The following is an 11469-nucleotide window of genomic DNA, read 5'->3' on the forward strand; positions in this document are numbered from 1 at the left end:
CGCCTTACGAGCGTCAACAATAATTGCTAGCGCGGGTTAATTGCAAACGCGGGCTATTGCGTATGTGCCCTATCCTGGGATGCACGCAGCTCCGCACGGAGGAGAGACACATGACCGCGACAGATCCCGCACTGACCGCCCTCTCCCAGGGCTGGTGCGCCCTCTCGCTGCTCCACGGCAAGATCGAGGCCCACATCGAGCGGGCCCTGCAGTCCCGCCACGGCCTCAGCGTGCGTGAGTACTCGCTGCTCGACGTCCTGAGCCGCCAGCACAGCGGCACGGGCGGCCATCTTCAGATGAAGCAGGTGTCCGACGCCGTCGTGCTGAGCCAGAGCGCCACCACCCGGCTGGTCACCCGTCTCGAGGACCGCGGCCTGCTGACCCGCTATCTCTGCGACACGGACCGGCGAGGCATCTACACCGATGTCACCGAAGCCGGCCTGGCGCTGCTCGACGAAGCCCGGCCGACCAATGACACCGCGCTGCGTGCCGCCCTGGACGAGGCTGCGAAGAACCCGGAGCTCGCCCCGCTGGTCAGGACCGTCGAAGCCCTCAAGGTCCCCGCCTGACCGGGTGAGTTGCGTAGTCTGCCGATCATGAGCGATATCGCAATACGTCCCGCTGTCCTCACCGACATCCCGGCCATCGTGGCCATGCTCGCCGACGACCCGCTCGGCGCGCAGCGCGAGTCACCGGACGACCTCGCCCCGTACGACTCCGCATTCCGGCGACTGGCCGACGACCCCCATCAGCATCTCGTCGTCGCCGTGCGCGAGGAGCGCGTCGTGGGGACGTTGCAACTCACCGTGGTCCCCGGCCTGTCGCGGCGTGGTTCGACCCGCTCGATCATCGAAGGCGTCCGCATCCACGCCGCTGAGCGCGGCAGCGGTCTCGGTACTCAGCTGATCCAGTGGGCGGTCGACGAATCCCGGCGTCAGAAGTGCCGGTTGGTGCAGCTGACGTCCGACGCCTCCCGTGAGGACGCCCATCGCTTCTACGAGCGGCTCGGCTTCACCGCGAGCCACGTGGGCTTCAAGCTCGCCCTCTGAACCGGATCGTCTCCACCCCAGGGGAGCCATGCATCGCATCGATGACAACCAGCGTCGGATCAGGCTCGGCAGACGGCATCTACTGGCCCCGTCCGTGCGGGCCGACTCCGCCGTGGCCGCTGCCGACGCCGTCGTAGCCCTCCACGCCACCGACGCCGCCACGGTCTTCCTCTCCGCGTGCGCCCGGCTGTCCGACGCGAGCGCAGGGGCAGTGGAGCGCGCACTCTACGAGGACGTCTCCCTGGTGCGACTGCTCTCCATGCGGAACACCCTGTTCACGATGTCGACGGACGTCGCGCCTGCCATCGACGCGTCCAATGCACGGGCCGTGGCGGCCAAGGAGCGCCGCACCCTGCTCAAGCACCTCCGGGAGGACGGCAACGGGCTGGACGAAGCCTGGCTCTCCGCGACCGAGCAGGAGACGCTCGCCGCTCTGACGGCGCGCGGCCACGCCTCGGGGAGCGAGCTCTCCGCCGCTGTACCGGCCCTGCGCACCAAGATCACTGTCTTCCCGGGCACGAAGCAGGAGGCGGTGCAGGGAGTCGCCTCCCGGGTCATCCGCGTCCTGGCCGCCGACGGACGCATCCGCCGGGGCCGCCCCCGTGGTTCCTGGACCTCCAGCCAGTTCCGTTGGACGCCCGCTGATCCCTGGCCCACATCCGCAGTCGCCGACGCACAGGCGGAGGTAACCCGGCGCTGGCTCCGCGCGTACGGTCCCGCGACCGAAGCCGACCTGAAGTGGTGGACGGGCTGGGGCCTCCGAGAGACGCGTAAGGCGCTGGCCGCCGCCGACGCGGAGGAAGTGCTCCTCGACAACGGGGCCTCCGGCTGGGTCGCGCCGGGCGACGTGGCTCCGGAACAGCCCCTGGAACCCTGGGCGGCACTACTGCCCAGCCTCGACCCGAGCGCCATGGGCTGGTCCGACCGCAGCTTCCACCTTGCGGCCGGCCACCGTCCGGCGCTCTTCGACCGGGCCGGAAACATCGGCCCCACCGTGTGGTGGAACGGCGAAATCGTGGGCGGCTGGGCTCAGCGAGCGGACGGCGAGCCGGTGTGGCGACTGCTGTCCGACGTCGGCCGGGACGCCTCGGGCCTCATCGAGACAGAGGCATCGCGGCTGTCGGCCTGGGTGGGCGAGGCTCGGATCACACCGCGCTTCCGTACCCCGCTGGAGCGCGAACTGACGGCCTGAGCCGCCTGTCGTCGGATTCGGTGTTCCACGTGAAACACCGAATCCGAAGCTCAGAGGGCAAGTCCTCGCCAGCCGCCCTCGGCCACCCCACCGGGCACCGCTGCCCCCTTGTCGTAGGGCTCCCGTGTGAAGGCGAACGATCCGAGGTCGAGATGATCCACGGTGCCGTCGTCGGCGCGCACGACCCGAAGCGTCTCCCCCGCGTAGTAACCGTTGAGGCCGGTCCACGTGCCGTCCGGACATGCGCGGAATCGGGCACTGCGTCCGGCACCGCGCAACGGCTGAAGCTCGACGCCGCGCTCCGCAGCCAGTTTCAGGACGTAGGCATGGGTGCCCCAGTACCAGGGGCCGGCCAGCGCCAGGAGCTCTTCGTCGACGTCGGGCAGCGGACGCCAAGGCTCCGGCATCCTCGGCTCCGCTTCGGCGACGATCTGCACCAGGTCCGCGGCGACCGTGCCCGTGAGCGGGCCGGAGGTGGCATTGGTGAGCACCACGGCGGCCACATCGTCCTCGACGCTGAACCACAGGGCGGCAAGAAAGCCCGGAAGCGAGCCCGAATGACCGAGGAGCGTCCGGTCCTCCCGTCGTACGGCCTGCAGGCCGAGGCCATACGTGCCTGCCCAGTCGCCCGCCTCGGGCGGAGCCGAGGGCGTGCGCATCTCCTCGACGGACGAGGCGCGGAGAACGCGGTCGTCCCCCCGCGCCAGGAAGGAGGCGAACCGGAGGAGGTCAGTGGTGGTCGACCAGAGCTGACCGGCCGGCGCCATCAGGCCGAGGTCCTCGGTCGGCTCAGGCAGCATGACATCTGCCCAGGGGTGGACCGCCCAGCCTCCCGCATGCGGGGCCCGCGGCTGCGGAGTCGTGCGGTCCATCCCCAGTGGTTCCAGGATCTCGCGGTGCAGTACCTCGGCCCAGGGAGCACCGCGCAGCGCCTCGACGAGGGAACCGAGCAGCGTGTAGCCGGGGTTGGAGTAGTGGTGGCTGCGCCCGGCCGGGTGCAGCTGCGGCCGCTCGCCCAGAACGTCGGCGAGCTCGGGCCTGACAGTCCCCGGTGTCCGCTCCCACCAAGGTGCGGGCGTTTCCGCGGCCAGACCTGCGCTGTGGCCCAGCAGTTGAAAGATGGTCGCCTTCCCCGCTCCTGTACCCGGGACGTGCTTCTCCAGCGGGTCGTCCAGATCGAGCAGGCCCTCGTCGCGCAGGCGTAGCACGAGCACAGCGGTGAACGTCTTGGTGATGGAGCCGATTCTGAACTGTGTATCGGCATCGGGGGCATGCCCGTCGACACAACTGCGCGAACCGTTCCAGGCGATCTGCCCGTCCCGCAGAACTGCTGCGACCACTGAGGGGGTACGCCCTTCGGACTGCGCGGTGGCAATGCGGTGGAGCAGTGCACGCCGGGTACTGGGGAGCAAGGCTTCGGGTGAGGTCATGGCACTAGGACTACCCGCACCGGCACCGCCGGGCGAATCCTTATCGCTGCACGGCCGACGCAGCCCCGGCGCACATGGCACCGGGGCGCACCGACGCGTCAGCGCTTGCGGCTGTACGTCCTCACCAGCGACCCGTTTTCGAAGGTGCGCACGCCTTCCAGGGTGAAGTCGGCAGTCGCGAAGTCCGATCCGAACATCGGCATTCCGGACCCGTACACCTGCGGATAGGTTTTGATGACGAGTTCGTCGACCTCATCGATCAACTCGCCCGCAAGGCTGGATCCCCCGCAGAGCCAGATGCCCAGTTCGCTCTCCTCCGCCTTGAGTTCCCTGATCCGCCCGACCAGGTCGTCGGCCACGAGCTCCACATTCGGATCGGGGGACTCCCGCAGAGTCCTGGAGGCAACCAACTCCCGCAGGTGGGAGTACGGGCTGGTGATCCCGGCGTCCACGGCCAGCTGGTAACTGCCCCGCCCCTGGATCACGGTGTCGAAGTGCTGGTTCTTGGCGTCCTTGAACCCCAGCGCCTCACGCCCCTGCGCCGAGATCGTCTCCGGATACTCGGACGTGAGGAATCCGAGGAACTCCTCACTGACGAAGGCCATCATCGATGCCGCGTCGCCGTTCGGATCGCCGATGAATCCGTCGATCGAGCACGCTACGAAGTAGGTGAGTTTTCGCATCTGATCCCCGTTCTGCACAAGCCTATTGGTCATGGAAGAGAAGCGGCTGCGGCCCGACTGCCCCACGGCGCAACCACTTCGACTAGAGTGCTTCACATGTAGTGGTAGCGCAAGCCTCTTTCCGAGGCAGACGGAGGGAGACGACTCATGGCCAGGAATCCGGAGCGCAGAACGGCGCTCGTCGACGCAGCCATCGACGTGCTGGCCCACGAAGGTGCCCGCGGACTCACCTTCCGTGCGGTGGATGCCCGGGCGGGGGTTCCCGTCGGCACGTCGTCCAACTACTTCGCGAGCCGGGACGACCTGTTCATGCAGGCGGGCTCGCGCATCAACCACCGCATGACACCGGACGCGGCCGAGGTCGAGCACGCGATGCGCCCTGAGCCCTCGCGCGAGCTGGTCACGTCACTCATGCGCTGGCTGGTCCAACGCATGACCGATGACCGCACCGGCTATCTGGCCATGCTCGAGCTCCGCCTCGAGGCCACACGCCGCCCGGCGCTGCGGGCCCGCCTGACCGAGACCGTACGCGCCGAGTTCGACCGGAACCGTAGCCTCTACCAGGACGCGGAACTGCCGGGCGACGCCCACACCTTCCTCGCGCTCCACCTGGCCATGACAGGCCTTCTTCTGGAGCACCTCACCCTGCCCGGCGTGCTCTCCGACACGACGCTCGACCACCTGGTGGACCTTGTGGTCACCGGTGTCGTGCCCGATCACCGCGCCTGAACACTTTCGCCGTAACGCTGTCCTTCAGCTCAGCAGCGCCTGTCGGGCGACGAGCCCGGAACGGATCAGCTCGAGCAGGCGGCCCACCCAGTTGCGCCCCCGGCCGTCGCGGGCGTCACGCCAGAAGGGGGAGTCCGAGTGGCCTGTGCAGCTGATCACGCTGTCCCCGGTGGAGAGGAGGATCTCGGCGAGGTCGGGGTGCTGGGTGAATTTCGCTTCCATCAAACCGCCCATGACGGCGAGTCGGATCCCGGGCCAGTCCGCTCTGCGCTCTGCCCGGCCTCCCCTGTCCTGCGCCTCCCGCCCGCTCGGCGCATCGCGGATCTGATCGTGTTCGGAAGCGTCGGCCGCTGACAGGGCCCAGTAGCCGTGGAGTACGGAGGAGTAGGTCTCCCCGGCGAAGACCACCGGCGCCGGGAACTCGTTGCGCAGCACGAACAGTCCGAGTACTTCCGGCCAGCCCTGCGGAAAGAGGGTTTCCTGCGAAGTGAAGGCCGCCTCGCCAGCCGTGACCGGATCGTCAGCATGCTGGACAGCCCGATGCTCCTCCTGCCGCGCGAACCCCTCCTCACCCTGGTTGAAGTAGTCCAGGACCTCCGCGTGCATCTCCGAGGTCACCACTGGACCGTCCTCCTCGACAGCGGCACCCACATCGGTCAACAGAATCCGCAGGGGACGGTCCTGACGGTCCATGTCACCGAGGACGTAGATACGGAGGTGGGGTGGAACCGCCAGGTACGCCTCTCGGAGCAGGACGCGGTTCGACTCACTCGGGTCCTGCTGGAACCGTCCGATCGCATCCCAGCAACGCCGTCCGGCCGTGGGTCGTCCGTTGAGCTCTTCGACCTTGTCGGCCACGTCGAGGAGGAAGCCCTCAGGGGTCACCGGCTCACCGGCTCTGGAGAGCCACTTCGACTGCTCTTCAGGACGCTTCGAAGCCCCCGGCTCCGTGACCGAGATCGCACCTGATGCCAACCGCTTCTCCAGGCCGCGCAGGTCGGTCCGCTCCTCGCACCTGACTGCCCCGTCCGCGTAGACGATCAGATCGTCCAGGAAGTACTCGTCGTTCCAAGGGCTCCGCAGCCAGACGTGGCACCAGACCCCTTCGATTCTCTCGCCGTCCACTGTCCGATACGTCGGCCCCCGCCATGTCATGCGTGCACGCCACCGTTCGAGAGAGACCACGGCCACGCAAACGGCCGGCCCTCGCAGGACTGACGATCACCCCAGGACGAGCGGGAGTCTCGCGGCCAGGTCGCCCAATTCAGCCTCCTCCGCGCCGGTCGGGGCACGCCGTCCGGTACCGACCAGCAGCGCGTCCTTGTCGGAGAACGACGCGGGGAACGCGGCCCGTGCAATCCGCTCCAGCATCTCGCGGGACCGGGCGAGCACTTCCGTGGGCGGTCCCGCCGTGTCCGGAAGGTGCGCGATCAGGTCGAGGTGGTGCAGCGTCCACTCCAGGACGTACGCGGAGAGGTAGTCGCCTGCGGTGAGGACCTCGTCGCGGGTGCCGACCCGGAGGTCCGGGTCGGCACGTTCGGCGGCGCGGCCGGCGGTGGCGCCGATGACGTCGAGGTGGATTTGAGCAGCCGAGGGTCCTCGTGGGCGACGGCCAGCCGTACGGTGAGCGCGTCCAGCGGGTCATCGCCGGTCGGAGGCGTTCCGGCGACGTCCCAGTGGGTCACCGCGTCGCGGGTCGGTTCCTCTTCGGCGGGGGTCACGAAGGTGATCAGGACGTCCTGGGCGTCGATGACCAGATGGCACACCAGGTCCCGCACGAGCCGGCCCGCACCGCCGGAGGGCTGTACGAAGTCCTCGTCCGGAAGTTCGGCGACCGCCGTGCGCAACTCCTCCCATGAGCGTGAGAAGAGATCCACGTCGGCACGGCAGCGCGGCGGTGCGACGGCGGACAAGCACGTGCGGACAGGGCCGCGGCAGCTGCATGGCTACTCGAACAGTCCGTCGGGAGCGACGGGCTTCTTCCCGGAACGAGTCGTGAGTCGCCACCGTCGAGCGCGCAGGCCCGATGGGACGCTGGGTGGACCGGAAGGTCCACATCGGGAGGGGACAGCCGTGCGACCGGACGAAATCACCGAGGCTCTGAACCGACCGATCGGCCAGGAACCGCCGGCCCGCGACCTGACCCGCCGGCCTGCGTCGCCAAGGACGGCACACCCCGAAACGTTCCGATCGGGTTCACCTGGAACGAGGCCTAGCCGGATGTCGTCGACGGCATCCCGGACGAGTATCCCGAGGCGAGCGGCACCTACCGGATGACGCCCGAGCAGCGGGCCGACCGGGAGGCCGAGGTGCGTTCGCTCTACGCCGGCATAGGCCGGATCGTCGTGACCCCGACGTGGGCGAAGCTGATCGACTTCGAGACGACTCTGCCGAGCGCGGTCGAGGAGCGGGTCCGGCAGCGGGACGAGCGACGGCGCGCCTGAGCGCCACGTGGACGACCGCGTCGGGTGGATCAGCCGCGTCAGGTGGATCGCCCGCGCCTCGACCCCACTGCGGGTGCGCGGAGTCGTCGAATGCCGCGGCGTCGACGGCTTCGACGTCCACATCCGAAATCCGCGAGGAAATTTCGTCGTGGGATGTCGAGAACCCGCGCACGGCTCCGTCCCTGGAGCGAACACGGCCACAATGGGCCGTACGTCACCGAGGAGAACATGATGGCCAAGTACCTGCTGCTCAAGCACTACCGAGGCGCGCCGGCAGCGGTCAACGACGTGCCGATGGACCAGTGGGAGCCGGAGGAGGTATCGGCCCACATCCAGTACATGCGTGACTTCGCCGCTCGGCTCGAAGGCACCGGCGAGTTCGTCGACGCCCAGGCGCTCTCCCCGGAGGGCACGTTCGTCCGCTACGACGGCGAGGGGCGTCCCCCGGTCACCGACGGACCGTTCGCGGAGACCAAGGACCTGATCGCCGGCTGGATGGTGATCGACGTCGAGACCTACGAGCGGGCGCTCGAACTGGCCGGAGAGTTGTCCGCGGCGCCGGGTGCGAGTGGGAAGCCGATCCACGAGTGGCTCGAGTTGCGCCCGTTCTACGCCGAGCTGCCCACGACCACCGAGTGAACGAGTCGCTGCTCCGGGAGCTCGTGCCCTCGGTGATCGGTGTCCTCGTCCGCCGCGGAGCCGACTTCGCGGCGGCCGAGGACGCCGTGCAGGACGCCTTGGTCGAGGCCGTGCGCGTGTGGCCGGACGACCCGCCGCGGGACCCCAAGGGCTGGCTGGTCACCGTGGCCTGGCGCAAGTTCCTCGACGCCGCGCGCTCCGATGCCTCCCGACGGCATCGCGAAGTACGCGTCGAGTGCGAGCCCGCGCCCGGGCCGAGCGAGGCGGTGGACGACCCGCTCCAGCTGTACTTCCTGTGCGCGCACCCGTCCCTGACACCGGCCTCGGCCGTCGCGCTCACGCTCCGGGCGGTCGGCGGTCTGACCACGCGCCAGATCGCGCAGGCCTACCTCGTGCCGGAGGCGACCATGGCCCAGCGGATCAGCAGGGCCAAGCGGACCGTCTCCGGCGTCCGGTTCGATCAGCCCGGTGACGTCGCCACGGTGCTGCGCGTCCTCTACCTGGTCTTCAACGAGGGCTATTCAGGCGACATCGACCTCGCCGCCGAAGCGATCCGGCTCACGCGCCAACTCGCGGCCGGGACCAGCCATGAGGAGGTCGCGGGCCTGCTCGCGCTCATGCTGCTCCACCACGCACGGCGCCCGGCGCGGACCGGCCCCGACGGCCGGCTCGTGCCCCTTGCCGAGCAGGACCGCAGCATGTGGGACACCCGCTTGATCGCCGAGGGCGTCGACGTGCTCCAGACGGCCCTCGCCCGCGACCGCCTGGGCGAGTTCCAGGCCCAGGCCGCCGTCGCCGCGCTCCACGCCGACGCCCGGACCGCCGAGGAGACCGACTGGGTGCAGATCGTCGAGTGGTACGACGAACTGGTGCGCCTCACCGACAGCCCGGTGGCCCGCCTCAACCGGGCTGTCGCGGTCGGCGAGGCCGACGGCCCGCGTGCCGGCCTGGCAGCCCTGGCGGGGCTCGACCCCGCCCTGCCCCGCCACACCGCCGTGGTGGCGTACCTGCACGAGCGTGACGGTGACCCGGTGACCGCAGCACGGCTCTACGCCGAAGCCGCCCGATCGGCGCCCAGCCTCCCCGAGCGCGACCACCTCACTCGACAGGCCGCACGGCTCAACTCCCGACTGCGCAGGTGATGGAGACCTGCGGAGGTTCGGGATCTCGGGCTCGACTCAAAGGGCGACGCTGCGACCTGCGACTTCTTCTGCCGTCGGCCATGCGCGCGAGCGTCCGCCGTCAGGAATGGCTCGCCCACCACGGTCGCCGGGGGCGTCCCCGTGAATGGGACGCTTCCGGCCGCCCTACGCTCCCGGCCCACGCGGGGTACCGCGGGAGCTCCACGCCACACCCGACGATCGGCTGCACGAGCACGTCGAAGTGCCCAGCAGCCAGACTTCCCCGCTTCATGATCGCTCGGGCCGCCGTGGAGATCGCGGCCAGGGCGTCTGAGTGCAGCCCGGCCAGGTGCGCGTCGAGCTCGGTGGCGCGAGGGAGAAGGGCGGTGCGGATCCGGTGGTCGAGTACGAAGTTCTCGGCGGCGGACGGCACCGCCGCCCGGCTCGCCTCCTTACCTCCTTCGGCGCGGAGGCCGACCATCCGATCGAACGGCGACGCGAGCGCTTCCGGCGACGGGGCGGTGGACGCTTCGACGAACCGCTCGGTCACGGCATCCAGCATGCGACCTCATCGAGTCGGCGATTCCGCGACGAGCAGTCGGGCCGCGAATTCCGAGTCCCCCACAAGGGTGACTCAGGTCTGCGCCATGTCCACGAAACGCGAGTAGTGGCCCTGGAAGGCCACGGTGATCGTCGCCGTCGGACCGTTACGGTGCTTGGCCACGATCAGGTCCGCCTCGCCCGCACGGGGCGACTCCTTCTCGTACGCGTCCTCGCGGTGCAGCAGGATCACCATGTCGGCGTCCTGCTCGATGGAACCGGACTCACGGAGGTCGGAGACCATCGGCTTCTTGTCCGTACGCTGCTCGGGGCCACGGTTCAGCTGGGAGAGCGCGATGACCGGAAGCTCCAGCTCCTTGGCGAGGAGCTTGAGGTTTCGGGACATGTCCGAGACCTCCTGCTGACGGCTCTCGGCACGCTTGGCACCGCCGGACTGCATCAGCTGCAGGTAGTCGATGACGACGAGCTTGAGGCCGTTTCGCTGCTTCAGACGACGGCATTTCGCCCGGATCTCCATCATCGAGAGGTTCGGCGAATCGTCGATGTAGAGCGGAGCTGCCGAAACGTCCGGCATCCGCCGGGCCAGCCTCGTCCAGTCCTCGTCGGTCATCGTGCCGGAGCGCATGTGATGGAGCGCCACCCGCGCTTCGGCGGACAGCAGGCGCATCGCGATCTCGTTGCGCCCCATTTCCAGGGAGAAGATCACGCTCGGCAGATTGCTCTTGATCGAGCATGCGCGGGCGAAGTCCAGGGCAAGCGTGGACTTTCCCATGGCGGGACGCGCCGCGATGACGATCATCTGGCCGGGGTGCAGGCCGTTCGTCAGGGAGTCCAGATCGGTGAATCCTGTCGGCACACCGGTCATCTCGCCGCTGCGTGACCCGATCGCCTCGATCTCGTCGAGGGCACCCTCCATGATGTCGCCGAGCGGCAGGTAGTCCTCGCTGGTGCGCTGCTCGGTGACGGCGTAGATCTCGGCCTGGGCGGAGTTGACGATCTCGTCGACGTCTCCGTCGGCGGCGTATCCCATCTGCGTGATCTTCGTACCCGCCTCGACGAGACGCCGGAGCACGGCCCGCTCGTGGACGATCTCCGCGTAGTACGAGGCGTTGGCGGCCGTCGGCACGGACTGGACCAGGGTGTGCAGATACGGGGCTCCGCCGACCTTGGTGATCTCGCCGCGCTTGACCAGCTCGGCCGCCACGGTGATCGGGTCGGCCGGCTCGCCCTTGGCGTAGAGGTCGAGGATCGCCGTGTAGACGGTTTCGTGGGCCGGACGGTAGAAGTCGTGGCCCTTGATGATCTCCACGACGTCGGCGATGGCGTCCTTGGACAGCAGCATGCCGCCGAGCACGGACTGCTCCGCGTCGAGGTCCTGCGGAGGCACACGCTCGAACCCGGACGAGCCACCGTCCCAGCCGCTCTCGCGCCCCCGGTCGTGCTGCTCGTCCCGCCCCTTGCCCTCACCGCGGCGCTGACGGGAAACGGGCAGGCGGTCGCTGGGACCGACATCGGCCCAGGGATCGTCCAAAGGCTCGGGAATGCTCACCGGGCCACCTCCTCCCGTCCGCTTCGCGGACCTAGCCATGCCACTCTTTCTTACGGCACGGCACCGACAAAC

Annotated in this window: 12 protein-coding genes and 1 pseudogene; 7 read left to right on the plus strand and 6 right to left on the minus strand. The window is 69.1% G+C overall.

The features are described 5' to 3' along the window. The first annotated feature begins 110 nt into the window (after positions 1–110). Genes OG844_RS26680 through OG844_RS26690 form a run of 3 tightly spaced genes read left to right on the plus strand, consistent with a single transcriptional unit; the run spans position 111 to position 2241 of the window. Positions 111–569, plus strand: coding sequence for a MarR family transcriptional regulator (locus OG844_RS26680; RefSeq protein WP_351173517.1), 459 nt, complete (start codon positions 111–113; stop codon positions 567–569). A 27-nt stretch (positions 570–596) separates the two neighbouring features. Continuing rightward, complete coding sequence (locus OG844_RS26685; protein WP_406393651.1) at positions 597–1049, plus strand: GNAT family N-acetyltransferase; 453 nt, start codon at positions 597–599, stop codon at positions 1047–1049. Positions 1050–1077: 28 nt separating this feature from the next. Then, a complete protein-coding gene (locus tag OG844_RS26690; RefSeq protein ID WP_406393652.1) occupies positions 1078–2241 on the plus strand; it encodes a winged helix DNA-binding domain-containing protein in 1164 nt (387 codons plus the stop codon). Between the two features lie 50 nt (positions 2242–2291). Here OG844_RS26690 and OG844_RS26695 read toward each other — a convergent pair whose 3' ends face one another. Continuing rightward, complete coding sequence (locus OG844_RS26695) at positions 2292–3671, minus strand: serine hydrolase domain-containing protein (protein WP_406393653.1); 1380 nt, start codon at positions 3669–3671, stop codon at positions 2292–2294. A gap of 98 nt (positions 3672–3769) precedes the next feature. Then, positions 3770–4354 (minus strand): dihydrofolate reductase family protein, encoded by a 585-nt coding sequence (locus OG844_RS26700; protein ID WP_406393654.1) that lies wholly within the window; start codon positions 4352–4354, stop codon positions 3770–3772. Between the two features lie 147 nt (positions 4355–4501). On the opposite strand from OG844_RS26700, the gene OG844_RS26705 reads away from it, so the two are divergent. Then, entirely contained in the window at positions 4502–5083 is a 582-nt protein-coding gene (locus tag OG844_RS26705; RefSeq protein WP_406393655.1) for a TetR/AcrR family transcriptional regulator, read from the plus strand. 24 nt (positions 5084–5107) lie between these two features. On the opposite strand, the gene OG844_RS26710 is transcribed toward OG844_RS26705, so the two are convergent. Together OG844_RS26710 and OG844_RS26715 are read right to left on the minus strand one after the other, a co-directional pair. Continuing rightward, positions 5108–6208 carry an NADAR family protein gene (locus OG844_RS26710; RefSeq protein ID WP_406393656.1) on the minus strand — a complete coding sequence of 367 codons (1101 nt, stop codon included), beginning with the start codon at positions 6206–6208 and terminating at the stop codon, positions 5108–5110. Between the two features lie 96 nt (positions 6209–6304). Next, positions 6305–6960 (minus strand): annotated as a pseudogene (locus OG844_RS26715) (maleylpyruvate isomerase N-terminal domain-containing protein). Positions 6961–7356: 396 nt separating this feature from the next. Here OG844_RS26715 and OG844_RS26720 point away from each other — a divergent pair. From OG844_RS26720 to OG844_RS26730, 3 genes are all read left to right on the plus strand, one after another. After that, entirely contained in the window at positions 7357–7527 is a 171-nt protein-coding gene (locus OG844_RS26720; RefSeq protein WP_406393658.1) for a hypothetical protein, read from the plus strand. Positions 7528–7758: 231 nt separating this feature from the next. After that, positions 7759–8166, plus strand: a complete 408-nt coding sequence (locus OG844_RS26725; RefSeq protein ID WP_406396270.1) for a YciI family protein — start codon at positions 7759–7761, stop codon at positions 8164–8166. Next, complete coding sequence (locus OG844_RS26730) at positions 8163–9308, plus strand: RNA polymerase sigma factor (protein ID WP_406393659.1); 1146 nt, start codon at positions 8163–8165, stop codon at positions 9306–9308. The genes OG844_RS26725 and OG844_RS26730 overlap by 4 nt, the downstream gene beginning before the upstream one ends. Positions 9309–9408: 100 nt before the next feature. On the opposite strand, the gene OG844_RS26735 is transcribed toward OG844_RS26730, so the two are convergent. Beyond that, on the minus strand, positions 9409–9849 hold the full coding sequence (locus OG844_RS26735; protein ID WP_406393660.1) for a hypothetical protein: 441 nt from the start codon (positions 9847–9849) through the stop codon (positions 9409–9411). A 72-nt stretch (positions 9850–9921) separates the two neighbouring features. Then, the gene (gene dnaB / locus OG844_RS26740; RefSeq protein ID WP_329209064.1) at positions 9922–11397 is read right to left on the minus strand and encodes a replicative DNA helicase; all 1476 of its coding nucleotides are present in this window, start codon (positions 11395–11397) and stop codon (positions 9922–9924) included. Between the last annotated feature and the right edge of the window lie 72 nt (positions 11398–11469).

This window comes from Streptomyces sp. NBC_00887 (genome assembly GCF_045207585.1).

Coding starts and splice junctions, on each gene's coding strand:
- OG844_RS26680 (WP_351173517.1), top strand. CDS start 111: ATGACCGCGACAGATCCCGCACTGACCGCCCTCTCCCAGGGCTGGTGC.
- OG844_RS26685 (WP_406393651.1), top strand. CDS start 597: ATGAGCGATATCGCAATACGTCCCGCTGTCCTCACCGACATCCCGGCC.
- OG844_RS26690 (WP_406393652.1), top strand. CDS start 1,078: ATGCATCGCATCGATGACAACCAGCGTCGGATCAGGCTCGGCAGACGG.
- OG844_RS26695 (WP_406393653.1), bottom strand. CDS start 3,671: ATGACCTCACCCGAAGCCTTGCTCCCCAGTACCCGGCGTGCACTGCTC.
- OG844_RS26700 (WP_406393654.1), bottom strand. CDS start 4,354: ATGCGAAAACTCACCTACTTCGTAGCGTGCTCGATCGACGGATTCATC.
- OG844_RS26705 (WP_406393655.1), top strand. CDS start 4,502: ATGGCCAGGAATCCGGAGCGCAGAACGGCGCTCGTCGACGCAGCCATC.
- OG844_RS26720 (WP_406393658.1), top strand. CDS start 7,357: ATGACGCCCGAGCAGCGGGCCGACCGGGAGGCCGAGGTGCGTTCGCTC.
- OG844_RS26725 (WP_406396270.1), top strand. CDS start 7,759: ATGGCCAAGTACCTGCTGCTCAAGCACTACCGAGGCGCGCCGGCAGCG.
- OG844_RS26735 (WP_406393660.1), bottom strand. CDS start 9,849: ATGCTGGATGCCGTGACCGAGCGGTTCGTCGAAGCGTCCACCGCCCCG.